Annotated in this window: 27 protein-coding genes and 1 tRNA gene; 10 read left to right on the forward strand and 18 right to left on the reverse strand. The window is 56.9% G+C overall.

Annotated elements, in window-relative coordinates; genetic code table 11:
- Positions 1 to 83 precede the first annotated feature (83 nt).
- Positions 84 to 173: transfer RNA gene (locus tag ACQY4M_RS15325), tRNA-Ser, on the reverse strand.
- Positions 174 to 348: 175 nt separating this feature from the next.
- Here ACQY4M_RS15325 and ACQY4M_RS15330 point away from each other — a divergent pair.
- Both ACQY4M_RS15330 and ACQY4M_RS15335 read left to right on the forward strand, forming a co-directional pair.
- Positions 349 to 648 (forward strand): DUF308 domain-containing protein, encoded by a 300-nt coding sequence (locus tag ACQY4M_RS15330; RefSeq protein WP_428545847.1) that lies wholly within the window; start codon positions 349 to 351, stop codon positions 646 to 648.
- Positions 645 to 962 carry a DUF308 domain-containing protein gene (locus tag ACQY4M_RS15335; RefSeq protein WP_428545850.1) on the forward strand — a complete coding sequence of 106 codons (318 nt, stop codon included), beginning with the start codon at positions 645 to 647 and terminating at the stop codon, positions 960 to 962. The genes ACQY4M_RS15330 and ACQY4M_RS15335 overlap by 4 nt, the downstream gene beginning before the upstream one ends.
- Positions 963 to 1016: 54 nt before the next feature.
- Here the strand turns inward: ACQY4M_RS15335 and ACQY4M_RS15340 are convergent, their stop codons facing one another.
- On the reverse strand, positions 1017 to 1364 hold the full coding sequence (locus ACQY4M_RS15340) for a hypothetical protein (protein WP_428545853.1): 348 nt from the start codon (positions 1362 to 1364) through the stop codon (positions 1017 to 1019).
- A 60-nt stretch (positions 1365 to 1424) separates the two neighbouring features.
- On the opposite strand from ACQY4M_RS15340, the gene ACQY4M_RS15345 reads away from it, so the two are divergent.
- Entirely contained in the window at positions 1425 to 2468 is a 1044-nt protein-coding gene (locus tag ACQY4M_RS15345; protein ID WP_428539221.1) for an IS5 family transposase, read from the forward strand.
- A gap of 102 nt (positions 2469 to 2570) precedes the next feature.
- On the opposite strand, the gene ACQY4M_RS15350 is transcribed toward ACQY4M_RS15345, so the two are convergent.
- The 8 genes from ACQY4M_RS15350 to ACQY4M_RS15385 all read right to left on the reverse strand — a co-directional run bounded on the left by ACQY4M_RS15350 (position 2571) and on the right by ACQY4M_RS15385 (position 11089).
- Positions 2571 to 2789 (reverse strand): hypothetical protein, encoded by a 219-nt coding sequence (locus tag ACQY4M_RS15350; protein WP_428545856.1) that lies wholly within the window; start codon positions 2787 to 2789, stop codon positions 2571 to 2573.
- Positions 2790 to 2948: 159 nt separating this feature from the next.
- Positions 2949 to 3992 (reverse strand): IS5 family transposase, encoded by a 1044-nt coding sequence (locus tag ACQY4M_RS15355; protein WP_428539227.1) that lies wholly within the window; start codon positions 3990 to 3992, stop codon positions 2949 to 2951.
- A 177-nt stretch (positions 3993 to 4169) separates the two neighbouring features.
- The gene (locus ACQY4M_RS15360; RefSeq protein ID WP_428545859.1) at positions 4170 to 6533 is read right to left on the reverse strand and encodes a DUF3772 domain-containing protein; all 2364 of its coding nucleotides are present in this window, start codon (positions 6531 to 6533) and stop codon (positions 4170 to 4172) included.
- Positions 6533 to 7570 (reverse strand): cysteine synthase A, encoded by a 1038-nt coding sequence (locus ACQY4M_RS15365; protein ID WP_428545862.1) that lies wholly within the window; start codon positions 7568 to 7570, stop codon positions 6533 to 6535. The genes ACQY4M_RS15360 and ACQY4M_RS15365 overlap by 1 nt, the downstream gene beginning before the upstream one ends.
- 53 nt (positions 7571 to 7623) lie before the next feature.
- The gene (locus ACQY4M_RS15370) at positions 7624 to 8751 is read right to left on the reverse strand and encodes an NUDIX domain-containing protein (RefSeq protein ID WP_428545865.1); all 1128 of its coding nucleotides are present in this window, start codon (positions 8749 to 8751) and stop codon (positions 7624 to 7626) included.
- A gap of 3 nt (positions 8752 to 8754) precedes the next feature.
- Positions 8755 to 9195, reverse strand: coding sequence for a TrgA family protein (locus tag ACQY4M_RS15375; RefSeq protein ID WP_428545868.1), 441 nt, complete (start codon positions 9193 to 9195; stop codon positions 8755 to 8757).
- Between the two features lie 43 nt (positions 9196 to 9238).
- A complete protein-coding gene (locus ACQY4M_RS15380) occupies positions 9239 to 10468 on the reverse strand; it encodes an aminotransferase class V-fold PLP-dependent enzyme (protein WP_428545871.1) in 1230 nt (409 codons plus the stop codon).
- A gap of 81 nt (positions 10469 to 10549) precedes the next feature.
- Entirely contained in the window at positions 10550 to 11089 is a 540-nt protein-coding gene (locus tag ACQY4M_RS15385) for a TetR/AcrR family transcriptional regulator (protein ID WP_428545874.1), read from the reverse strand.
- Between the two features lie 166 nt (positions 11090 to 11255).
- Here ACQY4M_RS15385 and ACQY4M_RS15390 point away from each other — a divergent pair, with 166 nt between their 5' ends.
- On the forward strand, positions 11256 to 11825 hold the full coding sequence (locus ACQY4M_RS15390; protein ID WP_428545877.1) for a carboxymuconolactone decarboxylase family protein: 570 nt from the start codon (positions 11256 to 11258) through the stop codon (positions 11823 to 11825).
- A 53-nt stretch (positions 11826 to 11878) separates the two neighbouring features.
- Here ACQY4M_RS15390 and ACQY4M_RS15395 read toward each other — a convergent pair whose 3' ends face one another.
- From ACQY4M_RS15395 to ACQY4M_RS15425, 7 genes are all read right to left on the reverse strand, one after another.
- Positions 11879 to 13489: a BCCT family transporter gene (locus ACQY4M_RS15395; RefSeq protein ID WP_428545880.1), complete on the reverse strand. Its 1611-nt coding sequence runs from the start codon at positions 13487 to 13489 to the stop codon at positions 11879 to 11881.
- Between the two features lie 205 nt (positions 13490 to 13694).
- Entirely contained in the window at positions 13695 to 14093 is a 399-nt protein-coding gene (locus ACQY4M_RS15400; RefSeq protein ID WP_428545883.1) for a RidA family protein, read from the reverse strand.
- A 272-nt stretch (positions 14094 to 14365) separates the two neighbouring features.
- A complete protein-coding gene (locus ACQY4M_RS15405; protein WP_428539759.1) occupies positions 14366 to 15037 on the reverse strand; it encodes an IS1595 family transposase in 672 nt (223 codons plus the stop codon).
- Positions 15038 to 15067: 30 nt separating this feature from the next.
- The gene (locus ACQY4M_RS15410; protein WP_428545886.1) at positions 15068 to 15367 is read right to left on the reverse strand and encodes an NUDIX domain-containing protein; all 300 of its coding nucleotides are present in this window, start codon (positions 15365 to 15367) and stop codon (positions 15068 to 15070) included.
- Between the two features lie 78 nt (positions 15368 to 15445).
- Positions 15446 to 16438 (reverse strand): acryloyl-CoA reductase, encoded by a 993-nt coding sequence (gene acuI, locus ACQY4M_RS15415; RefSeq protein WP_428545889.1) that lies wholly within the window; start codon positions 16436 to 16438, stop codon positions 15446 to 15448.
- 15 nt (positions 16439 to 16453) lie between these two features.
- Positions 16454 to 16966, reverse strand: coding sequence for a DinB family protein (locus ACQY4M_RS15420; RefSeq protein ID WP_428545892.1), 513 nt, complete (start codon positions 16964 to 16966; stop codon positions 16454 to 16456).
- A 2-nt stretch (positions 16967 to 16968) separates the two neighbouring features.
- Positions 16969 to 18141: an acyl-CoA dehydrogenase family protein gene (locus ACQY4M_RS15425; protein ID WP_428545895.1), complete on the reverse strand. Its 1173-nt coding sequence runs from the start codon at positions 18139 to 18141 to the stop codon at positions 16969 to 16971.
- A 97-nt stretch (positions 18142 to 18238) separates the two neighbouring features.
- Here ACQY4M_RS15425 and ACQY4M_RS15430 point away from each other — a divergent pair, with 97 nt between their 5' ends.
- Positions 18239 to 18964: a FadR/GntR family transcriptional regulator gene (locus ACQY4M_RS15430; protein WP_428545898.1), complete on the forward strand. Its 726-nt coding sequence runs from the start codon at positions 18239 to 18241 to the stop codon at positions 18962 to 18964.
- 285 nt (positions 18965 to 19249) lie between these two features.
- On the opposite strand, the gene ACQY4M_RS15435 is transcribed toward ACQY4M_RS15430, so the two are convergent.
- Positions 19250 to 20293, reverse strand: a complete 1044-nt coding sequence (locus ACQY4M_RS15435; RefSeq protein ID WP_428539227.1) for an IS5 family transposase — start codon at positions 20291 to 20293, stop codon at positions 19250 to 19252.
- A 168-nt stretch (positions 20294 to 20461) separates the two neighbouring features.
- Here ACQY4M_RS15435 and ACQY4M_RS15440 point away from each other — a divergent pair, with 168 nt between their 5' ends.
- From ACQY4M_RS15440 to ACQY4M_RS15460, 5 genes are all read left to right on the forward strand, one after another.
- A complete protein-coding gene (locus ACQY4M_RS15440) occupies positions 20462 to 21508 on the forward strand; it encodes a hypothetical protein (RefSeq protein WP_428545900.1) in 1047 nt (348 codons plus the stop codon).
- Positions 21509 to 21525: 17 nt separating this feature from the next.
- Positions 21526 to 21756, forward strand: coding sequence for an aspartate aminotransferase (locus tag ACQY4M_RS15445; RefSeq protein ID WP_428545903.1), 231 nt, complete (start codon positions 21526 to 21528; stop codon positions 21754 to 21756).
- 152 nt (positions 21757 to 21908) lie between these two features.
- Entirely contained in the window at positions 21909 to 22952 is a 1044-nt protein-coding gene (locus ACQY4M_RS15450) for an IS5 family transposase (RefSeq protein WP_428539221.1), read from the forward strand.
- A gap of 306 nt (positions 22953 to 23258) precedes the next feature.
- Positions 23259 to 24656 carry a selenium-binding protein SBP56-related protein gene (locus tag ACQY4M_RS15455; protein WP_428545906.1) on the forward strand — a complete coding sequence of 466 codons (1398 nt, stop codon included), beginning with the start codon at positions 23259 to 23261 and terminating at the stop codon, positions 24654 to 24656.
- 84 nt (positions 24657 to 24740) lie between these two features.
- Positions 24741 to 25325 (forward strand): hypothetical protein, encoded by a 585-nt coding sequence (locus ACQY4M_RS15460; protein WP_428548205.1) that lies wholly within the window; start codon positions 24741 to 24743, stop codon positions 25323 to 25325.
- The last annotated feature ends 53 nt before the right edge of the window (positions 25326 to 25378 follow it).

Genomic DNA, 25378 nt, shown 5'->3' on the forward strand with positions numbered 1-25378 from the left:
AACAGCCCACCACCTATAACCTTTGAAAACAACAAGAAAATCCGGCTGGGGCCGCAAACGGAGAACGGGTTCTCCGGGGATAGTGGCGGACAGACAGGGATTCGAACCCTGGAGACGGTTTCCCGCCTACACACTTTCCAAGCGTGCGCCTTCGACCACTCGGCCACCTGTCCGTTGCCGCTGTTATAGCTTGAAGTTTTGCGAGCGCAAGAGGCGAGTTTTTCTTTTTCCATCTTGAAAGAAAGAAAGGTTACCCTACGTTAGCAGCAAGAAAAATGGCTCCATTCCCGGAGCCACTCCGGCGCCGCAATAAAGCGACGAGGAGAGCATATTCAAAGGAACGAAAAAATGGAACAGACAACTGAAAACAAAGGGATTCAAGGTGGCTTTGTCGCCCTTGGTGTCCTGAAACCAAAATGGGGATGGGTACTGGCAAGCGGGCTGGTCACCATCCTGTTCGGCCTGCTGGCCTTCTGGATCCCGCTGGGGGCCGTCTATGCCATGACCCTGCTGTTTGGCGCTTATGCGATGGCGGACGGCATCTTGTCGATTATCGCGGCTGTTCAGGGGAAAAACAGCGATAGTGGCAATTTTTGGCCCCTCGTCTTGCGCGGTGTGCTGGGGATGTTTGCCGGTGCCATCGTTTGATCCTGCCGGGACTGTCCGCCGTGTCACTCGTGATTTTCGCATGGACCATGCTGGCAATCTGGTCGATCGCAACCGGTGTGCTGGAACTGGCCGCCGCGATCCGTTTGCGCAAAGAGATTGAGGGCGAATGGATGCTGGGCCTGTCGGGGTTGATCAGCCTTGGGCTGGGGATCGCCATTCCGGTCGTGTTGTGGGGCAATCCCGCTGCCGGTCTGGTGACAATGGGCTGGATGATCGGGTTTTATGCGCTGCTGCATGGTGTGCTTGAAATCGCACTGGCGCTGGCCCTACGCAAGCTGGCAAATCAGGCCTGATACAAAAAAGGGGCGCCGGACAGATCGGCGCCCCTACTCTTTTATAGCGTTCAATCAATCTTCCAGATCATTGCTGTTTGCGACAATTTTCTGCAACAGCTGCTGGTCATCCTCACCTTCAATCCGGCCCAGCAAATCACGGCGCATGTGATAGGTCAGCACCGCAACGCTCTGCATAATCTGCGCCTGTTCCGCATCACTGATTGTCTGGTCATCGGTTGAATCATCCAGACGCCGCAGCACATCGTTAAACTGGCCAATCACATCTGCACTGCCGATCATTGCCAGCTTGTGGTTCAGCACACGCAGTTCCGCAACACCATCGGGATCCAGCCGACCTTTTTCAACGATTTCCCCGATATGGTCGATCAACGCCATATAGGTAAGACCTCTGCATAACATCGGGATTCCCCCGGGTTGGCCGTTTTGGTAAGCTAGCCGGGAAATCTCTGGGGTGAATAGATGGACCTTTTCCTGCACGAAGCGGCGGCACGGATCGGCGCGGATGACGTTCTGTCGAAGATCGACGCGCTGATGGATTGGAACTCGTTTTTGCCGATCCTGCGGCGCGGTCTGGGGCGCTCGGGGATCGGGCCTCAGGGCTATGATCCGCTGGTTCTGTTCAAGTGTCTTCTGGTTGGCCAGTGGCACGGGCTGAGCGACCCGAAGCTGGAGCGGGCCTTGAAGGTGCGGCTGGATTTCATGCTGTTCTGCGGGCTCGATCTGCACGCGTCGGTGCCGGATGAGACGACCCACTGCCGGTTCCGCAATGCGCTGGTCCGGGGTGGCGTTTACGATGAGCTGCTGGCCGAGGTCTGCCGCCAGATCGAGGCGCATGGGCTGAAGCTGAAAGAGGCTGAGGCGGCGATCATTGATGCGACCCTGATCGCGGCGGCGGCGCGCCCGCGCACCCATATCGACGCCCCGCAGGACCGGGCAGAGGACGGGGCAAGGGAAGGGACGCCGGATGATCCGCCCGAGGTCTCACCCGACGGGGCACAGCTGCATTTCAGCGCCGACCCTGATGCCCGCTGGGTCAAGAAGGGCCGCAAGAGCACGCTCGGCTACAAGGGCTTTGCCCGCTGCGACGAAGAGGGCTTTATCGACAAGGTGCACACCACGCCCGCCAATGCCGCCGAAAGCCCCGAATTCGCCACCATGATCGCGGGCGCAAAGGCGCAGCGGGTGCTGGCCGACAAGGCCTATGCGAGCAAGGCCAACCGCCAGATGCTGCGCGGCAAATACCGCGACGGCATCCTGCGCAAGGCAGCGCGCGGCCGCCCCCTGCGGCAATCGGAGAAACGCTTCAACCGGCTGATTTCGAAACGCCGCTTCCGCATCGAGCAGACTTTCGGCACGATGAAACGCCTCTTCGGCCTGCAGCGGGCGAGATATTTCGGGCGCGCCAGGGTGCATGCCCAGATGGTCATGGCCGCCATCGCGCAAAACCTGCTCAAGGCCGCAAACAGGATCACCCTCAACCCGCAAACCCCCGCAATCGCATAGCCCCAAACCCCGCCACCCGTCTGTCCGCCGGACCCGCAGGGGCGCAAGGTGGGCGGCCGAAATCTTGCTTCAACCGAAAGCCATGGCCTCATGCAGAGGTCTTTAGGTTGTGCTTTTCTGGTCCAGCAGCAGCACTTGCCCTTCTTTGCGCAATTCCAGTTCGGTTTGCTGGTTCAGCAACAGGGCTGTAATCAGGATCGTTGCAATCGCCCCCAGAAACACCAAAAGCAGTTCCTGACTGAAGGGAAAACTGTCGCCAACCCCGTATAACAAACGAAATGCAAAATAGCCCGCCACCATCGCAACAATATACAGGAGCAAAATAACCTGGGAACCTCTGTAAATTCCCGTTTTCGCCTTCTTCGCGGCGGGGTGGACGGTTTTTCGCCTGTCCCGCCTGATTGCTTCGGATCATAAACCCATTTTCACCGGTTTCAAGCCGGTTTTGGGTATTTCAGGCACACCTCACCCCATGAACCCTTATCCCGGCGCCGCCAGGCCGCATTCGAACTGGACGAAGCGCTTCATGTTGTAGACCAGGTTCATCATCCCGATGCGAAATCGCGCCCGCTTCAGGCCGATGGAGCGGATCAGCTTGCCGCCCATGGAGCGCTCCTGAAAAGCGAATACATGCTCGACCCGGACCCGCACTTTCGAGCGCCTCCGGTTGGCCTTTTGCTGGCGCTCGCCAAGCGGCTTGCCGCGCCTGCCCTTGTGATGGATATGGCTGTGAAGCCCCCGCTCTTCCAGCTCGCTTTCGATCTTTTGCGAGCGATAGGCGCTGTCGGCCCACAGGTCCGATGAGGTGTTGCTCGCATCAATCAGACCGGCAAGCGCCTGGCTGTCATGCACGGCGGCATCGGTGACATCATAAGCGCGGATGAATTTGTGCCGCCGGTCGACATTGATGTGGTTCTTGTAGCCGTAATAGCTCTTGCCGTGCTTCTTCGTCCAGCGCGCATCCACGTCCTTCTGGCGCTTCTTGTGGGGTTTTTCCTCCCACTCTTCAGGCGTTTCGCCCGCCTTGATTTTCTCGTTCTCGTCCCTTTTGTTGTGCTGGCGCGGCGCCGGAACGATGCTCGCATCAACAATCTGCCCGCCCATCGCCAGATAGCCCTTTTCGCGCAGAAAGGCATCGAACTTGTCAAACAGCTCCTTCATCTTCCCGGCCCCGGCCAGCCTTTCACGGTAGGCCCAGATGGTCTTGGCGTCAGGTACGCTGTCTTCAATGCCAAGGCCGAGAAACCGCATGAACGACAGGCGGTCGCGGATCTGATACTCGATCTGATCGTCAGAGAGGTTGTAGAGCTGCTGCAAAACCATCGTCTTGAATATCAGCACCTCATCCCAAGGCGGGCGGCCAGCGTTGGATTTGCGCTGTTCGGGCGGCGTGCGCCATATGGCCTTCAGCTCGTCCCGGTAATCCTCGAACGGCACCATGTCGTTGAGCAACACCAGCGGATCACCAGATTTGTCCAGTCCCGCGTATCGGCTGGAAAGATCAAAAAATCCCATCTGACCCATGACAAAACCCCGTCGGTCGAATCATTTTCATCCTGATGACGATTCTACCCCGTCAGGCCGGATTTTGGGGGATTTTTAGAGGTTCCCACCTGTCTGTTTTCAATCATCTTTTTCATGGGACCCCCGAGTATAACCGAACAAAATAAGCTTGGGCAGAATTACCCGTGAGTGCCAAAGCTACTCTTTCTTTGGTTCAGGACGCAAGGCTTCGGGGTTACGCAACCAGATATCCCGCTGGGCAAAGGGTATCTCGATCCCTTCTTCGGTAAACCGGCGGGCGATTTCGTGGTTGATGTCGGACTTCACACTAAGTTTCCAGTTGATGTCACGCAGGATGGCGCGGATCTCGAAGTCCAGTGAATCCGCCCCGAACCCCTGAAAGATAATCGAAGGTTTGGGATTGGCCAGCACCATCGGGTGCGCTTCGGCGATTTCGCGCAGCAGGCCTTCGACCATTTTGGTATCGGTGCCATAGGCCACCCCGACCGGCACAATCAGTCGCCCGACCGAATTGCCGCGGGTCCAGTTGGTGACCACACCCGACACAAGGTCCGAGTTGGGCACGATCACATCGGTGCGGTCAAAGGTTTCAATCCGGGTCGAGCGCACGGATATGTCGCGCACATAGCCCATCTGACCGCCAACCTCGATCCAGTCGCCTTCGGAAATGGGGCGCTCGATCAGCAGGATGATGCCGGACACAAAGTTGGATACGATATTTTGCAAACCAAAACCGATACCGACCGACAGTGCACCGGCAACGATGGCCAGCGATGACAGATCAATCCCCGCTGCGGTGATCGCCACCACGGCCGACAGGAATATCCCGATATAGCCAACGCCTGATACAATCGCATTACGCCCGCCCACATCCAGTTTGGTTTTTGGCAGAACCGTGGTGCGCAGGGTGCCCTGTATCAGGCGGGTGACCATGTAACCGATCACGAAGATGATTGCGAAGGTCAGGAAATCGGATGGCGATATCCGCGTGCCGCCAACACTAAACCCTTCCTGAAAACGCGCCCACATCTCGGTCAGGTCGGTCACCCTTGCGCCCCAGATCAGGGCAAACAGCGGAGTCGAGGCCAACACAATAATAAAGCCCAGCAGAACAGGGATCAATGCCTCGCGGGCCCGTTCCTCGCTGCCGATGATCAACCCGTATACTTCAAGGATCATGCGTTGCAGAATCAACAGAAACGCCAGCAACCCAAGGGACATTGCGGTGGGGAATACGATTGCTTGCCCTGCCTCGAAATACCCGATCGCCGCCAGTAGCGGTCCGATAATGGCCAGCGCCAGAATGATCCGGCTGAGGTAATATATTATCCGGTTCTTGTAGCTGCGCTCTTCGCCTTCGACCTTTTCGTTCAGCACATGCAGGCGCAGCAGTTTCGATATGCGCAACAGCGCATAACCGGCGATAACAAGCAGCGGAAAGATAACTACAATTTGCGCTTCAACACTCCAGTTGTCGAAACTGGCAATCGATTTCACCATGGTTTGCAACCCCAGCAAAACCCCCAGAGTTGCGCTATAGAACCGCCCTTTGCGGCGTTGGGCTGTCGACAGGTTCAGGGGCGGGGTGATGTATTCGCTTTTGGGAAAAATCCGTCCGCCCAACCAGCGGGCCAACAGGAAAAATACCCCCAGCACCACAAATGTAGACAAAGCAATATCACCGCGCACACCGATCATCTGGGTGGCATACAGCGCCTCGACCAAGGCCAGCAGACCGATCAATGGCAGGATCACCTGCGCAATCGACAGGAAAAACGCCATGCTCCAGCGGGCCGGCGTGCGTTCCTTTGTCTGCATCGAAAAGGTCAGCTTTTCCATCCAGTGCCGACCACGGCCCAGCAACAGCAAAGCCACGATAAGCAGAAACACGATTTGCGGCAGCTTTGCTTTCAGTTGAACTTGTTGTGCGGGGCTGGACCAGGCATCGGTCAGCTCTTTGCGAATGGCCTTGAACGAGGATTGCAGTGCTGCAACGCCTTTGCTCCAGTACACCGGATTGAGGGGGGATACGCCAAGCTCGAGCAGCGCATCGGCCTGACGGGCGCGAATAATCTGGTCAATCCCCCGGATCAGCCCGTCTGCTTGGCTATAGGCCACCTCGGCCGATTTCACAGGGGCCTGCAGCTGGGCCAGCCGTTGTTCCAGATCTCTGCGCTGTTTTGCAATTTCCGGCGTTTCCTCGCCGCTTTCAGGTTTTGGGCCAAGGGCGGTAATCTGCGCCTGTAATGTATCAATGGCGCTTTTGTTAGTGGTTTGCGCCGCCAAGAACTTGTCACGCCATTCAACAAGCTGACCGCGCAATTCCTCAAGTGCCGCGGTCGAGGCCCGCCCCGCATCAATCGCCTCTTCCGCACGTTTTGCCGTCTGCTCCCATGCGGACAGGGTGTTCGTTATCGTTTTCTGATAGCTTCCGGAACCGGAACGCCCGCTATTGTCCCCCTGCCCCGCATCCTCGGCCAAGCCCTGAAAGCCGGCAAACACCAATGCAAGAACCGCAATTATCTGAACCATATACCTCATCAGTCTTGAAACACCTTAGGTAAATCACGTGGGGCACGGTCCAGCCATTCGGGGACCGGCAAATCCTTTTCCCGCAGGAATTCGGGGTTGAACAGTTTGGATTGATAGCGCGTGCCGTAATCGCACAGCATGGTGACAATGGTATGCCCCGGCCCCATTTCCCGCGCCATTCGAATGGCACCGGCAATGTTGATACCGCTGGACCCACCCAGCACCAGCCCTTCGTTTTGCACCAGATCAAAGATGATCGGCAGGGCCTCGGTATCGGGGATGCGATAGGCCATGTCGACCGTCAGCCCCTCAAGGTTCTTGGTGATCCGGATCTGTCCGATCCCTTCGGCAATCGAGCCACCCTCGCTGGTCAATTCACCCGTGGTGTAATAGCTGAACAGCGCTGCACCTTCAGGGTCGGCAAGGCCGATTTTCACATCTTTCGACCGGTTGCGCAGCCCCTCGGCCACACCGGCCAAGGTGCCACCAGAGCCGACAGCGCAGATAAAGCCATCCACCTTACCGTCCGTCTGCTGCCAGATTTCCGGCGCTGTGGTTTCCACATGGGATTGCCGGTTGGCTACATTGTCAAACTGGTTGGCCCAGATCGCGCCATTGGGTTCGGATTGCGCCAGCTTTTCCGCCAAACGACTGGAATAGCGCACAAAATTATTCGGGTTGCGGTAGGGCGCTGCGGGCACGGGTACCAGTTCGGCCCCGGCCAGTCGCAGCATTTCCATCTTTTCGCGGCTTTGGGTTTCAGGGATCACGATCACCGTTTTAAACCCCATCGAGGCCCCGACCAACGCCAGCCCGATCCCGGTATTGCCGGCTGTGCCTTCGACAATCGTGCCGCCGGGCAACAGATCGCCGCGTGCAATGGCATCCTTGATGATATAGAGCGCCGCGCGGTCCTTGACCGACTGGCCGGGGTTCATGAATTCGGCCTTGCCCAGAATATCACAGCCTGTGGCCTCGCTGGCTGCATGCAGGCGGATCAACGGGGTGTTGCCGATCGATTGTTCCAGATTTTCGCAAATGTCCAAAGCGCATGCCTTTTTGTGACTTACTCTATGTCTATGCAGGCCGCGAGGGGTATTCAAGCGCCACTGCGCAGCCGGTCACGGTTTCTTGCAAGCCAGTTGGCGGCAAAAACCAGCGGCAGGATGTTGGCTTCACCGGAATCCACGAATTGCATTAACTGGTCATAGCTCAGGATATGGCTGTGAATATCTTCGTTTTCCTCGACCTCGCCCCTGTTGGCACCACCCTGCCCCGCCAGATCGCAAATCCCCAGATAGATGTGGTAATATTCGCTGGAGGCGCCCGGGGACGGATAGGTTTGGGCAACCGGGATCAACTCGCTTAACGCCAGTCCCGCCTCCTCGACCGTTTCGCGCCGCGCGGCCTGTTCGGGGGTTTCGCCCACATCAATGTGCCCCGCGACAGGTTCCAGCACCCACGGGTATTGCGCCCCGCGGGCATAGGGGCCAAGGCGGAATTGCTCCACCAACAAAACACGGTCCAGAACAGGGTCATAGGGCAGCACGATGGACACATCAAAGCCGATAAAACTGGCGCGATCCAGAACATCGCTCATTTCGCCGTTGAACTGGCGAAACCGGATGTCGAATTCCCGCATGGCGTAGAAATTGCTATAGGCCATGCGGCTGTCCTCGACCACGACATCATCGCGCAAGCGTGGTGACCATGTAGTGGGCTTGCGGGTGTCCGCCTGCCCCCGTAGATAAGATGCTGCACGACGACGGATGGCGGGGAACCGGCGGGCCAACTCGGTTGCTGTGATTTGGCCGAAATACTGCATCGCCTCTTTGGCTGCCAGAACTGTCAAATCCCCCCATTCCGCTTGCCATTGTTGCAAATCCCACGGGTCGCCACGCGGCGGTGAATCTGTCGGGAAATAGACCTGCGCCATGTCGGGGCCGGTTTCGGTTTCAACAGGCAACGCCCGCAAATCATAATCAAACCCGCCCTCGTAGAAATCCAGCCGTGCGCGCTCTTCGGTGGTCAGCCCTTTTAACAAAATCCCGACCGCAAGCACCCCCTTGCAGGGTTCAATAAAAGGATAGGCGTGCCCCCGAACACAATAGACTGCATGATCCGCAAGAGTTGCATCCACAATCTGCCCAGACTTCAACCTATGCCCAAGCACCGTTTCCAGCAAAGGAACATACGCCAAGGTACTGTAAAGAAACAGGTTTTTCATACCTTAAGGCCAGCGTTTAGCAACCGCGCCACAAAACCAGCCTCCAAGAGCGCCAAACACGAAAATAGCAATGATAACTGCCGGTGCCGCGATCATCACCCCATATTCCATCATTATCTGGAAGATATTGACCACCGCCTCGACCGGCCCGTCATAGCGCATCCGCATGGATTGTTTGATCATTTCCGCCAGCGCATAGAAAAACAGCCCCCAAACGACAATCGCAACCGCTGTGGTAATCCCCGCACCCAACGGGCCGCTGGGGCTTCTGGCCACTGCGGGTTTCATCATGACCCAGCCAAGGATCGCCCCCAGAATTGCATTGTAGATCGAAAATCCGCCCGGGTTGGTGCCTTCCGGCATTAAGGGGATTATCATTTCCGAAACCACCCAACCCATTGCCGCAAAGACAACAAATCCGGCTAAACGTATTGCTGAGGGCATTGCTCGATACTCCGTTAGACTTTATGGGCGGATAATCCCCGCCCTAAAGCGTCTGGTCAAGCGCTGTGATCAGCTTGTCGATTTCCGCTTTGGATGTGTAATGCACAAAGCTCAATCGCAAAACGCCCTTTTCGGGGTCAATCCCCTGTGCTTGCAGCGCCCTGACGGCGTAAAAATCACCCCCGCCGGCCATAATTCCCAGTGGCGCCAGCGCGGCGGCAGCGGCTTCGGCATTGCCTTCCAGCTCAACCGCAATCGTCGGGGCGCGGCCCGTGGCCTGTGTTGGTCCCAGCAAACGCACGGAATTCTTCTGCCCCAGATACTCCAGCAGCGGCTGCATCAATTCAGTTTCCGCCCCGCGCATCAGCCCGTGCACCGCCCTGGCCCGTCCGGCAGCATCCGCCGTCCCGTCAAAGTGATGCGCATATAGCTGGTCCACATAATCGGCCATGCCCGAACAGGCCGCGACCTGCGCATGATCCGGCCCTGCGGGTGTAAAGCGTTTATAAAGGCAAGGCGCGTTGAAATAATGCCCCTGATTTGGCAGTTCCATCCCCAAGGCGCGGCGGATCACCATGATGCCCTGATGCGGCCCATAGGTTTTATAGGCCGAAAACAGGTAGATATCCGCGCCTATTTCATCAACATTAACAAAGCCATGCGGTGCATAGCTAACCCCGTCCACACAGGAATAGGCGCCGTTCTCCCGCACCACTTTGCAAATCGCGGCCACATCGTTGATTTCCCCCACCACGTTCGAGCAATGCGGAAAACACACCAGTTTCACCTTGCTATCCAGCAGCTTTTCCAGATCAGCCGTGTCCAGATGGCCGGTTTGCGGGTCCATCTGCCATTCGCGCAGCTCAAACCCCTCTTCGGCCAGTCGCCGCCACGGACCGGTGTTTGCCTCGTGATCCTGATTGGTGACAATGATCGCATCGCCGGGGTTCAGGTGCTGCCGAAACGCCTGTGCCAGCACATAAGTATTCTGCGTGGTCGAAGGCCCAAAGGACAATTCATCCGTATCTACCCCCATCATCAAAGCCAGACGCTCGCGGGCCTCGTCCATCTCGGCCCCGCCCAGCCGCGATGCCTCGTAGGGGGCATAGGGCTGCACCTTGCGGCTGTGGTAAAACCGGAACAGGCGGTCCAGCACCGGTTTACAGGTGTAACTGCCACCGGCATTTTCGAAAAACGCCTGCCCTTGCAGTGATGGTTCCTTGAACGCAGGGAACTGGTCCCGCACAAACCCGGTGTCTAGCGCCTTTTGCATTTCATATCCTCAAGAATATCAGAATTTCCCCGACCTTGGGGGGATTTCCCGATCTTGTAAATGCAAAATCAAGCCCCTGACCTATTTCCCGCAACACAGATCAACAACGGTGCGCGCCGCCGGATACATTTCTTCGGCAGCACAGCCCGTGCGCGCCCGCACCATCAACCCGCGCGCGGTGGCGGCCAGCATCATCGCCAGATCGTCGGCGCTTGGACGGGTCGGTATCTGGCCTTTGTCCTGCGCCCGTTGCAGGCGTTGTTTCAGGGTGTTTTCGACCATGCCGAACCGCCCCGCCAGCATATCGCGCATGTTCTTGTTGCTGCCCGCCGCATCGGCCAGCGCCACAGCAATCAGACAGCCCAGCGTTTCGGGGTCTTTGGTGGCAAAATCAATCAGCCCTTTGAAAAACCCGTTCAGATCGGCGTGCACATCGCCACTGCCCTCCAATTTGTCCATCACCGAGGCAAAGCTGACCTCGCCGTAATGGGTAATCGCGGCCTTGAACAGCCCCTCTTTGTCACCGAACAGTTGGTAGAGCGTGGCGCGCGGCACGTTCATCGCATCGCTTAACATCCCGATCGAGGCACCGGCATAGCCATGCGCCCAGAAAACCCTCATCGCGGCCTCAAGCGCAACGGCCTTGTTAAAACCGCGCGGTCGCCCCCTTGGGCGGGTTTGGGGGGTGTGATCACTTATATTTGAACTCATCGTTCTATTATTAACTGGCCACAGGGCCTTTTGCAATATATGAAACGATCATTCTATTATTCAAAAGGACCCTGACATGACACGCCAGCCGCTACTGAACCTAACCGCTGTGACCCCAAAAACCGCCACGGAACCCGTGGCCGAAATTCTGAATAATACCCAGTTAAAACTGGGGTTTATCCCGAATATGTATGGATATATGGGGGTTCTTCCAGGGGTGTTAGAGGGCTATTTCGCCGCCTATGCCAGCTTTCGCAACGATGCCGGTTTCACCCCGCCAGAACAAGAAACTGTGTTCCTGAGTGTAAGCGCCGTGAACGGCTGCACCTATTGCACAGCGGCCCATTCGATGATTGCCGACAAATTGTCCAAGGTCCCCGCCGGTGATCTGGCCGCCCTGCGCAATGGCACCCCCCTGCCCGACCCGCGCCTGAACGCGCTGGCCATATTCACCCGCAGCATGGTCGAAAAACGCGGGATGCCCGAGAAATCCGAAGTGGACACATTCCTTGCCGCCGGGTTCACCCCGAAACATGTGCTAGGGATCGTTCAGGCGATTGCCTGCAAGACCTATTCCAATTTCGTAAACCATCTGGCAGCAACCGAAGTGGATGCAGCGTTTGCGGATTATAAAGTCACCGCCTGATGTAAAAAGCCCCGCGTTTTTGCGGGGCTTTTCCATTTTCAGTTGTCAGCTGTTTACTTCAGCTTTTGCAACTCTTCCCGCAGACCGATGAAAATCGATACACACATCAGCAACAGCAGCATCGCAAACGGGAAACCCGTCGTCACCGCCATCGCCTGAAGTGCGGTCAACCCGCCCCCCAGCAACAGGGTAATTGCCACCAGACCTTCGAAGGTGCACCAGAACACACGCTGGGGCACGGGGCCTTCGGTTTTGCCGCCCGCCGTAATTGTATCAATCACCAACGAACCGGAATCCGACGAGGTGATAAAGAACACCACCACCAGCACAATGCCGATCACCGAAGTGATTTTAGCCAACGGCAACTGGCTTAGCATTTCGAACAACTGCACCGGCAGGGCAGCGTCCTTGGCCCCTGTAAAGCCGTCTTGAACAACCTGTTCAATGGCTGTGCCACCAAAAACTGTCATCCACAGCACGCAAACCAACGATGGGATCAGCAGCACGCAAATGATAAACTCGCGCACGGTGCGGCCTCGGCTGACGCGAGCGATAAACATACCAACGAAGGGTGACCAACTGATCCACCACGCCCAATAGAATGCGGTCCATCCCTGACTAAAGTTGGCATCTTCGCGACCAAACGGCTGCGAAAGGGCCGGCAGGTTTTTGGCATATGCACCAAGGGATGCAAAAAAGCCCTTGATGATGTCCCCCGTCGGGCCGACAAACAACACGAACAACAACAGAATTGCCGCCAGCACCATATTGATTTCCGAGGCCCGCTTCACGCCTGAATCCAGCCCCGCCAGAACCGAGGTCATGGCAAAACCGGTAATGACAACAATCAGGACAATCATCGTGCCGGTACCTTCGGGGATACCGAACACGTAATTCAGACCCGCATTGGCCTGTTGCGCACCAAAGCCCAGCGATGTAGCCAATCCGAACAGCGTGGCAAACACCGCAACAACGTCGATAATATGACCAACCCAGCCCCAGACGGCATCGCCGAAAATAGGGTAGAACGCTGAACGAATTGTTAACGGTAATCCTTTGTTATAGCTAAATAAACCCAATGCTAGCGCCACAACAGCATACATCGCCCAAGGGTGCAGGCCCCAGTGATAGATGGTTGCGGCCATACCCAGTTGCGTCGCAGCCTGGGCATCGCCCGGCGCGCCCTTTAGCGGTGCCCAGCTATCGGGGCTGCCCGCCCCTTCGGCAAAGGATGTGCTGAAATGCGACAGCGGTTCGGACACCCCGTAAAACATCAACCCGATGCCCATGCCCGCCGCAAACAACATCGCGAACCAGCCGACATAGCCATAATCGGGCCGCGCATCCGCCCCGCCCAATCGCACTTTGCCCAGTGGAGTGACAATCAGCATCAGACAGAACAACACAAAAATGTCGCCTGCCAGCAGGAAGAACCAGCTAAAGTTGGTGGTCACGAAATTGCGCATCGCCTTGAACAGGTCCGTGGCCTGTTCGGGCACCATCAAGGTGCCGATTACAAACGCAAAAATTCCCAAACCGGCAATTAGAAACACCGGATTGTGGATATCAAGCCCGAACGGGCCAATGTTGGTCTGGATATTATCCTGACCAACCTCATAGTCGATTTTATCTATGAGGAGGTCGGTATCGTCAGTCGCTGACATGTTCACGTCTCCCTGTTAGGTTTCGCAATATCTGGGGCGTTATTGTTTTTCTTTCCCCATAAGATGAAGGCTAACAGGGGAAATGGCCGATCAGCGCCAGAAAGCGAAGGCAAACGGGCAGGAAACGTCACTTTTAGGTGGAAATCGGGGGCATTACTGGCAAAACCCATTTGGGCTAAACACGCTTTACACTCAATGTCCCAGTTCAGTTGTCAGGGTCAGAGGCCGCAATCACCCTAATTTCGACAAGTGCCCCTTCCCGCCTTAACCCCGCCACTTCGACGGCTGTCCAGGCCGGATAAGGGGCCTTGACGTAATCAAGACGGACCTTGTTGAACAAATCAAAATGACCGCGCAAACCGATGTGATAACTTGTCATTTCGACCACCGCTGCAAAGGTCAGACCTGCTTTGCCCAAAACGCCACCAATCTTGTCAAAGGCATTCCGAAACTGTGCTTCAGGGTCTTCAGCCATCCCGCCTTGCGCATCGCTTCCTGTGACACCCGACAGGAAAACGTGGTTGCCAGATATGATTGCCGGAGAGAGTTTTAACTGCTCCGCCGATGCTCGTGCCTCCTCTGGAGTGATTGCGCGAATTGCCATGTGGTGTCCTCTCTGGTTGGCTTTAGCCCCTACAATTGCTCAAATAGCTAATACGCATAAATCTTACGTCAGTAGTTTACACCACTATCTGGCCACAAGAATTGCCTTAAGGCCTGAGGGGTAAAGTTCAATCTCTCCATCGTCCAGTATATCCAGATCGAACCATCGGGCGATACAATCTGTTCCGTTGTCTTCTGAAAACCTGACAACATCCTGCCCGTCAAAGGTTCCCTCGGCAAACTCGATATCCGATATAAAAACTAGGGTCATGCCTAGCTGAGCGGGTTTTCTCTGAGGTAGCTTAGCAGTATCTTGTACTTGTTCAAGTTGCGATGATTATAGCGCCATTCTGTTTCCTTGAGATGCAAATGGAAGGTGTGTTTGGGAAGGCCCTTGAACTTGGCAAGGCGTAGTTTGGCCAATCCCCAGAAGCCTTCGATGCCGTTGATGTGCACGCGGCCACGCGCGAATTCATCCTTGGAATGGTCGACACGGAAGTGCCCGTATCCCAAATCCACCAAACCGTTATAGCCGCGCCAGCCGTCTGTGTTGATCACGGATGCCGGATCAACCCGACCGCGGATAATCCCTTGCAGGGTTGGCTTTGAGCAGTCCGGTACGATCTCGGTGTAGACCTTTCCGTCACGCTCGAAGACGCCAAACACGGTCGTCTTCCCATAAGCCCCGCGTCCGCGCTTGCCTTTCACACGTCGCGCGCCAAAGAAGCTTTCGTCCACTTCTATGATGCCGAACATCGGACGCTGTGCCTCGCAGGCCAAAAGGATACGCTCGCGCAAAGCGCGGTAAAACCGATTGACGGTATTGCGGTTGAGACCCGAGAGCTGGGTAGCCTGGGTGGCCGTCAGATCAGCGGCAAAATACCGAACAATCTCGCGGATTTTCTTCTCTGAAACGCGGGAACCGTGTGCGTATCTATTCTTCATGCCTTTTCATAGCCTTATGACAATTTATTGTCACTCAGCTAGGCATGACCCAAAAACTATTTCATGACCGGTCATACCCTCGTGATTATAGACATTCTCCATGACCAAAGGTGTTTCGGACATCGAAATTTCCACACCAAGCTCTTCTTGGAACTCTCGGGCCAATGCTTGCTGCCAGGTTTCCCCAAACTCGATACCACCGCCAAGTGGGCGAACGCCTTTGATGCGACCGGCGTCATCCATTACTTCCGTCGCAAGAATGGATCGGCCCCGCCAATTGAGGCCGATCACAATAACACGGATATTCTGTCTTGGGCGCCAAACTGTCATAATATCCCTATAAATCTGTTTGTTGATTTACACCAGTTTGCCCCCAAGCAGTTCAGCATCAGAAAGCAATAATAGGTCTCACCCGTTTACATCCACCACCACACGCCCCTTGACCTGACCCTTCAGGATGTCACGGCCTAGTTGCGGCAGGTCCTCCAAAGTCGCAGGCCGGATCATGCTTTCCAGCTTGTCCATCGGCAAATCCTGCGCGATCCGCTGCCATGCTTTGACGCGGTTCCCGTAAGGTTGCATGACGCTATCAATCCCCAACAGATTTACACCGCGCAGCAGGAAGGGGATAACGGTCGCGTTCAACTGGGCCCCGCCGGCCAGCCCCACAGCGGCAACCGAAGCGCCGTATTTCATCTGTCCCAAAACCCGCGCCAGCATGTCTCCACCCACGGCATCGACACAGCCGGTCCATGTTTCGGCCTCGAGCGGGCGTTTGGTGGTCTCGTTGATATCCTCGCGCGGTACGATCTGGGTGGCGCCAAGGGATTTCAGGTAATCAGCCGCCTCGGGACGGCCTGTTACCGCGGCAACCTCATGCCCAAGGTTCGCCAGAATGGCCGTGGCGACCGAACCAACACCGCCCGCAGCCCCCGTCACCAGCACAGGCCCGTGCCCCGGCACCAGTCCGTGATCCTCCAGCGCCATCACCGCCAGCATCGCGGTAAAGCCCGCCGTGCCCACCGCCATTGCCTGACGTGTGGTCAGCCCGTCGGGCAACGGCACCAGCCAGTCGGCCTTTACCCGCGCCTTTTGCGCATAGCCGCCCCAATGGGCCTCGCCCACGCGCCAGCCGGTCAGCACCACTTTGTCGCCGGGTTTGTATCGCTCGTCTGACGAGGTTTCCACGGTGCCGGCAAAATCAATCCCCGGGATATGCGGATAGTTGCGCACCAAGCCGCCACCCGGCCCGATGCACAGCCCGTCCTTGTAGTTCACGGTGGAAAATTCCACCGCCACTGTGACCTCGGCATCGGGCAGCTGATCTTCGGAAATCTGCTGCACGGATGCGCTGGTTTTGCCTTCGTCGTTCTTATCGACGATCAATGCGTTGAATGTCATGTCGGTTTCCTTTTCCTAGGCCAGATAGTCATCTGGAATAAATGGCAAATCCGTATCGTCCGGCTTGGTGCCAGCCGCTGTCAGCATGGCGTGGACCTGGCCACGATGATGGGTTTGGTGATTGAATATATGGGCTACGCAGACCGTTTTCGGTTTTGTAATTTCACGTTCTACTGTGCGGGAATACCACGTGAAATCGCCTTCAAGATCGGCTTGTGTTATGCGCGTTCCCCAATCAATGAAACGATTATCCGTGGCAAGGCGATCTGTTTTCAGTGTGTTCCAGTCTGATGGGTATTCCCCTGCAAGCGCGACTTGCGGATCGGGCTTCTCGCCCCCGTCAAAGATGCTTAACCACAGGGTATCCCCCCATAGAATATGGGTCAGCGTCGCTTGAATGGATTTGAAAAATGCCCCCCGATCAAGCAGCCGTTCATCAGAACTTAACGTGTCGGCAGCCCCATAAAGGCTATGGTTCTGCCATTTGTTGTAAAGTGCAAATGTTTGCACATAGTTGGGGGTGATCATGGCTATTCCCCATACCCTTTGGGAATACGAACGTCCGGCAAGCCTTTGGCCCGTTTCTGCAAGGCCCGCCCGATCACCACACGGCTGATTTCGGTGGTGCCGTCAACAATCCGCAACATCTGTGCCAGGCGCGACAGGCGGTCCAGACCGTATTCTTTCAGCAGGCCCGAACCACCCAGCACCTGCGTGCAGATGTTGGCCGCCTCAACCGCCGCATCGGGCACAAAGCGTTTTGCATGCGCGGCCATCAGCGGGCCACGGTCGGTTCCCAGCGCATTGGCGGCCTCGCGATACAGCAGGCGCGACACTTCCAGATTGGTCGCCACATCGCCCAGCATCCACTGGATCCCGTCCAGATCTAGGTTCTTGCCGCCAAACATCTTGCGGTTCTTGGCATAGGCCAGTGCGGTGTCCAGCGCTGTTTCCATCAGACCACAACAGCCCGATGCAATCGAAACCCGCGCGATGTCGATCGCCATCAGCGAGCCTTGCAGACCCTGCCCGATTGGCAGGATGATGTTGTCCTCGGACACCACAACGTCTTTGAAATACATTTCAGACAGCGGCAGGAATTCATAGGATGGCGTGTTGTAACGCGGGCCAAAGGAAACCCCTTCGGCGTCCTTGGGAATAGCAATCATCGCCATGTCCTTGTGGCCCGGCTTGTCACTGGTTTTAACCACGGTCAGGTAAACATCCGCCTCATCCGCCAGCGAAACCCACGCTTTGGACCCGTTGATCGTCCATGTGCCGTCGCCGTTGATCACCGCGCGGGTGTACATGGTCATCGCGTCTGATCCCGATTGCGGTTCGGTCAGGGCGAAATTGGCCAGCTTGCGGCCCGATGTCAGGTCTTTGGCCCATTTCTGCTTGAATGCCTCGGTGCCAAACCCGCAAGTCGCATAGGTGCAGATATTGTGCATCGACAACGCGAACGCATAGGCACCATCACCCTTTCCCAGTTCCTCGTATACGCGGATGCCCTCGCCCAGCGGCAAGCCCTGCCCGCCCCATTCCTCGGGCGCATAAAGGCCGGTCAGGCCAGCGGCACCGGCCATGGCGGATGCGGCACGCGGCCAGACGCCCTTTTCGTTCCAGTCGTCCACATTGGGTTTGATTACATCTTCGCAATGCGCTTTTGCGGCTTCCAGTATCTTGTCTATTTTGGTGCCCATTGTTGCGTCCTCCCTTTGGGCCGCCGTGGCCCGTGTTAATTGTCTTACATTTGGGTATACTCTTGCCACAGCTTTAATTGTCTGACAAATAAAATCTATGAAAACCGATCTGGAAACATCCCGCGAACTGTCGGTGCAGATTGCCGAGGCAATCCGTGATGCGATTGTATCCGGCACCCTGATCGTCGATGAGCGCCTGCCATCGGAAGCCGAACTGAGCGAAAAATTCAACGTATCGCGCCCCACTGTGCGCGAGGCGCTGAAACGGCTGGCGGCGCAAAACCTGATCCGCACCCAGCGCGGCGCGACCGGCGGGGCGTTTGTGAACCGGCTGCGGTTCGAGGACGCCTACGGACAGCAAATCACCACCTCGACCCTGCTATTGTCAATGAACGAAGTGGATTTCGAAACCGCCTGCGAAGCGCGGTTCACACTGGAGCGCGCCTGTGCGCCGCTGTCGGCCAAACGGCGCACGGCAGATCATCTGGCTACCATGCGGGCGGAAATCCACAGGCAGGGGCAACCGGGACTGTCGGACGAAGGGTTTTGCGCCAGTGATGTAGCGTTTCATCGCGCGCTGGTGGATGGCGCGGGCAATCCGGTGTTGTCTTACCAGTTGGCCGGCGCGATCGAGGCGATTGAACCCTTGATGAACATGATCACCTTTACGGCGCGGTCGCGCGAACAGATCGTAGCCCTGCACACCCAGATTGCCAATGCAATCGAGGCTGGCGATGGGGGGAATGCGGATATAGCCCTGCAAGAACTGGCAGCCTATACCATGCACCTTGCCCGCGATGTAATGGCACGCAAGAAGAGCTGAAAACTCTAAAATGCGCCCATGATGGGACTCTTGATTTGCCGATAATGGATATTGCAAGCGGGGGGCTATCTTGGCACTATCCCCGCATTCACACCCCTGAACGGGGTCACCGGTAGGGGGCAATACCATTTTCAGGGAACCTCTGTAAATTCCCGTTTTCGCCTTCTTCGCGGCGGGGTGGACGGTTTTTCGCCTGTCCCGCCTGATTGCTTCGGATCATAAACCCATTTTCACCGGTTTCAAGCCGGTTTTGGGTATTTCAGGCACACCTCACCCCATGAACCCTTATCCCGGCGCCGCCAGGCCGCATTCGAACTGGACGAAGCGCTTCATGTTGTAGACCAGGTTCATCATCCCGATGCGAAATCGCGCCCGCTTCAGGCCGATGGAGCGGATCAGCTTGCCGCCCATGGAGCGCTCCTGAAAAGCGAATACATGCTCGACCCGGACCCGCACTTTCGAGCGCCTCCGGTTGGCCTTTTGCTGGCGCTCGCCAAGCGGCTTGCCGCGCCTGCCCTTGTGATGGATATGGCTGTGAAGCCCCCGCTCTTCCAGCTCGCTTTCGATCTTTTGCGAGCGATAGGCGCTGTCGGCCCACAGGTCCGATGAGGTGTTGCTCGCATCAATCAGACCGGCAAGCGCCTGGCTGTCATGCACGGCGGCATCGGTGACATCATAAGCGCGGATGAATTTGTGCCGCCGGTCGACATTGATGTGGTTCTTGTAGCCGTAATAGCTCTTGCCGTGCTTCTTCGTCCAGCGCGCATCCACGTCCTTCTGGCGCTTCTTGTGGGGTTTTTCCTCCCACTCTTCAGGCGTTTCGCCCGCCTTGATTTTCTCGTTCTCGTCCCTTTTGTTGTGCTGGCGCGGCGCCGGAACGATGCTCGCATCAACAATCTGCCCGCCCATCGCCAGATAGCCCTTTTCGCGCAGAAAGGCATCGAACTTGTCAAACAGCTCCTTCATCTTCCCGGCCCCGGCCAGCCTTTCACGGTAGGCCCAGATGGTCTTGGCGTCAGGTACGCTGTCTTCAATGCCAAGGCCGAGAAACCGCATGAACGATAGGCGGTCGCGGATCTGATACTCGATCTGATCGTCAGAGAGGTTGTAGAGCTGCTGCAAAACCATCGTCTTGAATATCAGCACCTCATCCCAAGGCGGGCGGCCAGCGTTGGATTTGCGCTGTTCGGGCGGCGTGCGCCATATGGCCTTCAGCTCGTCCCGGTAATCCTCGAACGGCACCATGTCGTTGAGCAACACCAGCGGATCACCAGATTTGTCCAGTCCCGCGTATCGGCTGGAAAGATCAAAAAATCCCATCTGACCCATGACAAAACCCCGTCGGTCGAATCATTTTCATCCTGATGACGATTCTACCCCGTCAGGCCGGATTTTGGGGGATTTTTAGAGGTTCCCTTCAGATCATTACTTCTAACAGCCATTCTCGCAACTCAAGTAAATACCGCTTTTGCCGGAGAAGAAGACCTTCTGTATCCCATGCGGGATAACTGGGATAGCAGTAGCGGTAAAGTCAATATTTCCGCCTACTTGTTCAATGACCTTAATGAAAATGGTCGATACGATACCGGCGATAGGGCGATGGCCGATATCGTGGTTAGCCTGTCCAGAGATGGCATGCCGGTGGCAGTGGCCAGAACCAACCTGAACGGTTTTGCCAATTTCCGTGCGTCCACCACGCATGAAGATTCCCCGCTCTCGCAGGCCGGTGTTTATGAATTCACGGCCTATTTGCCACGGGGCTGGCGCAACACTACCGACAATCAAACCCAGCAGGCAACGCTGATCGAGATACCGGGGTCGCCCGCCGGGGTCGGCTTGCAGGAAATGCTGCATCCCATCGGCATTGCCCGCAACAAATTTTTGCGAGGTACATATAGCGGTGACAAGGACGGCCATATCCTGTTGCAACAGGATGGCAAGACATTGGAAACCATCGATCTGGCTCCTGGTCAGCAATTCATCTGGCGCATCCAGCGTGGCACATACGAACTGGTCACCAACGGGCAATCGCGCCCCGTCGTTGTTGGTGATTATCCGGTTGATGTCGGGTTGATCGGGGTTGAATATGCCCAAGTTAGCCGCATTCACACCATAGATTTCGAAGGGCAGGCCCCAACCGGTTTGAAAAAAGCACCAAACGGCTATGGCGGCTTGAACTGGTTCAACCTGAATATAATGCGTGCGGATATGGGTAATGTAAACATCGGCTATATCAATGGCACCACCAGCGGCAACCATATCCTTTACACCAGTTCCGGTCACCCGGCCCGGATTTATGCCGACACCCCGTTTTCCCTGCTGTCAGTCAATCTGACCGCTGCTTGGCCAAAAAGCGAAGGCGAAGAGGTGATCTTGTCCTTTTACAGGGGCGATCAGTTGATCCAGACCGATGCAGTGGGCCTGTCTGCCTATAGCCCGGTCAACTATCAACCAATGGTCCCCGACATAACCCGCATTGAAATCAGCACCCGGCATTACTGGCAAATGTTGATGGATGATCTGACCGTTTCCACCACTCCCTGACTGTAGAGCGTTGATGGATGACGCGGGCAAGAGTGGTTAACCGGCTGTTTACCATGCTGCGTCTAAGTGGTGGTATGACGTATCATTCCTCACCTTTGACGCCCGAATTGTGGCTGCAGGACATGTTTGCCTCGAAAGCCGTGCAGCGGGGCGAAGTGATCCGCCGCAAGGCCCGCGATATTGAACGGTTTGTCGGGATGTATCTGTTTTGTGCAGAACTGCAGCGCCGCGGATTTCGCGCGGTTTGAAAACGCCGGACAGATCATTGTGTTTTGCAATCGACAAGCCGTGCGCCCCATTGTGTAGCACCTGTTTTCTTTGAAAGACCTCTGCATAACATCGGGATTCCCCCGGGTTGGCCGTTTTGGTAAGCTAGCCGGGAAATCTCTGGGGTGAATAGATGGACCTTTTCCTGCACGAAGCGGCGGCACGGATCGGCGCGGATGACGTTCTGTCGAAGATCGACGCGCTGATGGATTGGAACTCGTTTTTGCCGATCCTGCGGCGCGGTCTGGGGCGCTCGGGGATCGGGCCTCAGGGCTATGATCCGCTGGTTCTGTTCAAGTGTCTTCTGGTTGGCCAGTGGCACGGGCTGAGCGACCCGAAGCTGGAGCGGGCCTTGAAGGTGCGGCTGGATTTCATGCTGTTCTGCGGGCTCGATCTGCACGCGTCGGTGCCGGATGAGACGACCCACTGCCGGTTCCGCAATGCGCTGGTCCGGGGTGGCGTTTACGATGAGCTGCTGGCCGAGGTCTGCCGCCAGATCGAGGCGCATGGGCTGAAGCTGAAAGAGGCTGAGGCGGCGATCATTGATGCGACCCTGATCGCGGCGGCGGCGCGCCCGCGCACCCATATCGACGCCCCGCAGGACCGGGCAGAGGACGGGGCAAGGGAAGGGACGCCGGATGATCCGCCCGAGGTCTCACCCGACGGGGCACAGCTGCATTTCAGCGCCGACCCTGATGCCCGCTGGGTCAAGAAGGGCCGCAAGAGCACGCTCGGCTACAAGGGCTTTGCCCGCTGCGACGAAGAGGGCTTTATCGACAAGGTGCACACCACGCCCGCCAATGCCGCCGAAAGCCCCGAATTCGCCACCATGATCGCGGGCGCAAAGGCGCAGCGGGTGCTGGCCGACAAGGCCTATGCGAGCAAGGCCAACCGCCAGATGCTGCGCGGCAAATACCGCGACGGCATCCTGCGCAAGGCAGCGCGCGGCCGCCCCCTGCGGCAATCGGAGAAACGCTTCAACCGGCTGATTTCGAAACGCCGCTTCCGCATCGAGCAGACTTTCGGCACGATGAAACGCCTCTTCGGCCTGCAGCGGGCGAGATATTTCGGGCGCGCCAGGGTGCATGCCCAGATGGTCATGGCCGCCATCGCGCAAAACCTGCTCAAGGCCGCAAACAGGATCACCCTCAACCCGCAAACCCCCGCAATCGCATAGCCCCAAACCCCGCCACCCGTCTGTCCGCCGGACCCGCAGGGGCGCAAGGTGGGCGGCCGAAATCTTGCTTCAACCGAAAGCCATGGCCTCATGCAGAGGTCTTTTTGAAAGAAAACAGAACGAAATCTTTCAAAGATTTCGGATCACCAAACTCTGACGCTGTTTTTCGCCGAAATCCGCGCGGGCCTTCTTTTCCCTTGACGTTGGGTCAATTTGTCGCAGACTGATGGCTTGTTTGCGGGCAGTTATTACGCCGCACCCTGAGTTTATTTTACCAAAAACCTCAATAAAACAAGGAAACGCGCCATGAATTTACGACCTGATCCAACCTTCCATGCTTCGGCCAAACTAGCGATGAAAGCCCCCGTTGAAACACTGGCCTATACGCTTTTGCTTAGCCCCGATGCGTCACAACCTGATGCGCTGGCAATCATTGATGTGGACCCGAAATCAAAGGACTACGGCCAGATCGTGCATACGGTTGTCATGCCAAACAAGGGCGATGAATTCCATCATTTCGGCTGGAACGCCTGCTCCTCGGCCCTGTCCCCGCTGACCGGTCACGCCTTTCTGGAGCGGCGTTACCTGATCATCCCGGGCATCCGCTCATCGCGCATCTATATCATTGACGTCAAAGAGCCACTGAAGGCAAAAATCCACAAGATCATCGAACCCGAGGAACTGTTTGCCAAAACCGGCTATTCCCGCCCTCACACCATCCATTGCGGCCCCGAAGGGATTTATGTTTCCACCCTTGGCGGTGGCGGCAAGGACGGCACCGACGGGCCACCCGGCATCTTTATCATGGATTGCGAAACCTTCGACATCATCGGGCGCTATGAAATGGACCGTGGCGCGCAGGACAAGCATTATGATTTCTGGTGGAACCTGCCACGCGATTACATGGTCTCCAGCGAATGGGGCCTACCACCGCAGTATGAAAACGGCATCGTCGCCGAGGATTTGATGGGCGGCAAATACGGCCATAAAATCCATTTCTGGGACCTGCGCGGGCGCAAGAACATTCAAACCCTTGATCTGGGCGAAAACCACCAGATGGCACTGGAAATCCGCCCGGCCCATGATCCGGTCAAGGAATACGGCTTTCTGGGAGTGGTGATTGACAACACCAACCTTGAGGGCTCGATCTGGACGTGGTGGCGCGAGGATGGCAAATTCCACATCAGGAAAACCGCCACCATTCCGCCAGAGCCCGCCGATGCCGATGATCTGCCCGAACTGCTGAAGGGCTTTGGCGCCGTGCCGCCGCTGGTCACCGATATCGACCTGTCGCTGGATGACCGGTTTCTGTATGTCGCCTGCTGGGGCACCGGCGAGATGCGCCAGTATGATGTATCTGATCCGATGGAGCCAAAACTGGTAGGCTCGGTGCATATCGGCGGCATCGTCCGCAAGGCGGACCATCCCAGCGGCAACACCTACAAAGGTGGCCCGCAAATGGTCGAGGTTAGCCGAGATGGCAAGCGGGTTTACTGGACCAATTCGCTCTATTCCACATGGGATGACCAGTTCTATCCCGACGGCGTGCCGGCGGCGATGGTCAAGGCGGATGCAGGCAAGGACGGCGGGCTGACACTGGACAAGAAATTCTGGACAAAATTTCCCGACGGCTATCGTTCGCACCAGATCCGGCTCGAGGGCGGGGATTGCTCGACCGACAGCTTTTGCTACCCCTCCGTCTAGGTCTTGGCGGATTTGTTCAGCGGCACGGCCAGCCTGTGGCTGGCCGTGATCGCAAGCGGCATCTACCACGGGGTAAATCCCGGCATGGGCTGGCCTTTGGCCGTTTCTGCCGCCCTGATGGAAAGGCGGCGTGGGGCGCTGTTTCGTGCATTGGCCGCGCTGGCGGTGGGACATTTCGCGGCGATGATCGGCATCTTGCTGCCCTTTGCCCTGATGACCATGCTGGTGCAATGGCAGGTGGAAATCCGCGTTGTTGCCGCATTGGTGGTCATTGCGCTTGGCCTATATCTGTTGATCAACCGGCGTCACCCGCGTTTTCTGGCCCGCATTCCCCCGTCACGTCTGGCGCTTTGGTCTTTTCTGGTGGCGCTGGCCCATGGGGCGGCGTTGATGCTGGTGCCGATCTATCTGGGCCTTTGCGGCACAGCTGCCCAATCAACCGGACATATCGCGGCAAACACCCTGATGACACGCGCGGCCGGCCTGTCGCTGTTGGTGGCGCTGGTACATACAGCCGCAATGATCCTGTCAGGCGGCATCATCGCCTTTGCCGTTCATCACTGGCTGGGGGTCCGGTTTCTCAGCAAGGGCTGGTTCAATCTAGATGTGGTTTGGGCGAGTAGCCTGATCGCTGTCGGTGCGATCAGTCTGGGCGCGCTGTGGCTGTGACAGGCGTATTCTTGCCCAGCATACTTTCACCCCTCCCCGCCCTGCGCTATAGC

This window comes from Profundibacter sp. (genome assembly GCF_965277155.1).
In the GTDB taxonomy this organism is placed as follows: Bacteria; Pseudomonadota; Alphaproteobacteria; order Rhodobacterales; family Rhodobacteraceae; genus Profundibacter.

Bases quoted from the DNA above. Each gene is read 5' to 3' on its own strand.
- ACQY4M_RS15330 (WP_428545847.1), top strand. From the start codon at position 349: ATGGAACAGACAACTGAAAACAAAGGGATTCAAGGTGGCTTTGTCGCC.
- ACQY4M_RS15340 (WP_428545853.1), bottom strand. From the start codon at position 1,364: ATGTTATGCAGAGGTCTTACCTATATGGCGTTGATCGACCATATCGGG.
- ACQY4M_RS15345 (WP_428539221.1), top strand. From the start codon at position 1,425: ATGGACCTTTTCCTGCACGAAGCGGCGGCACGGATCGGCGCGGATGAC.
- ACQY4M_RS15355 (WP_428539227.1), bottom strand. From the start codon at position 3,992: ATGGGTCAGATGGGATTTTTTGATCTTTCCAGCCGATACGCGGGACTG.
- ACQY4M_RS15360 (WP_428545859.1), bottom strand. From the start codon at position 6,533: ATGAGGTATATGGTTCAGATAATTGCGGTTCTTGCATTGGTGTTTGCC.
- ACQY4M_RS15370 (WP_428545865.1), bottom strand. From the start codon at position 8,751: ATGAAAAACCTGTTTCTTTACAGTACCTTGGCGTATGTTCCTTTGCTG.
- ACQY4M_RS15375 (WP_428545868.1), bottom strand. From the start codon at position 9,195: ATGCCCTCAGCAATACGTTTAGCCGGATTTGTTGTCTTTGCGGCAATG.
- ACQY4M_RS15380 (WP_428545871.1), bottom strand. From the start codon at position 10,468: ATGCAAAAGGCGCTAGACACCGGGTTTGTGCGGGACCAGTTCCCTGCG.
- ACQY4M_RS15385 (WP_428545874.1), bottom strand. From the start codon at position 11,089: ATGAGGGTTTTCTGGGCGCATGGCTATGCCGGTGCCTCGATCGGGATG.
- ACQY4M_RS15390 (WP_428545877.1), top strand. From the start codon at position 11,256: ATGACACGCCAGCCGCTACTGAACCTAACCGCTGTGACCCCAAAAACC.
- ACQY4M_RS15395 (WP_428545880.1), bottom strand. From the start codon at position 13,489: ATGTCAGCGACTGACGATACCGACCTCCTCATAGATAAAATCGACTAT.
- ACQY4M_RS15400 (WP_428545883.1), bottom strand. From the start codon at position 14,093: ATGGCAATTCGCGCAATCACTCCAGAGGAGGCACGAGCATCGGCGGAG.
- ACQY4M_RS15405 (WP_428539759.1), bottom strand. From the start codon at position 15,037: ATGAAGAATAGATACGCACACGGTTCCCGCGTTTCAGAGAAGAAAATC.
- ACQY4M_RS15410 (WP_428545886.1), bottom strand. From the start codon at position 15,367: ATGACAGTTTGGCGCCCAAGACAGAATATCCGTGTTATTGTGATCGGC.
- acuI (WP_428545889.1), bottom strand. From the start codon at position 16,438: ATGACATTCAACGCATTGATCGTCGATAAGAACGACGAAGGCAAAACC.
- ACQY4M_RS15420 (WP_428545892.1), bottom strand. From the start codon at position 16,966: ATGATCACCCCCAACTATGTGCAAACATTTGCACTTTACAACAAATGG.
- ACQY4M_RS15425 (WP_428545895.1), bottom strand. From the start codon at position 18,141: ATGGGCACCAAAATAGACAAGATACTGGAAGCCGCAAAAGCGCATTGC.
- ACQY4M_RS15430 (WP_428545898.1), top strand. From the start codon at position 18,239: ATGAAAACCGATCTGGAAACATCCCGCGAACTGTCGGTGCAGATTGCC.
- ACQY4M_RS15435 (WP_428539227.1), bottom strand. From the start codon at position 20,293: ATGGGTCAGATGGGATTTTTTGATCTTTCCAGCCGATACGCGGGACTG.
- ACQY4M_RS15440 (WP_428545900.1), top strand. From the start codon at position 20,462: ATGCGGGATAACTGGGATAGCAGTAGCGGTAAAGTCAATATTTCCGCC.
- ACQY4M_RS15445 (WP_428545903.1), top strand. From the start codon at position 21,526: ATGACGCGGGCAAGAGTGGTTAACCGGCTGTTTACCATGCTGCGTCTA.
- ACQY4M_RS15450 (WP_428539221.1), top strand. From the start codon at position 21,909: ATGGACCTTTTCCTGCACGAAGCGGCGGCACGGATCGGCGCGGATGAC.
- ACQY4M_RS15455 (WP_428545906.1), top strand. From the start codon at position 23,259: ATGAATTTACGACCTGATCCAACCTTCCATGCTTCGGCCAAACTAGCG.
- ACQY4M_RS15460 (WP_428548205.1), top strand. From the start codon at position 24,741: ATGGGCTGGCCTTTGGCCGTTTCTGCCGCCCTGATGGAAAGGCGGCGT.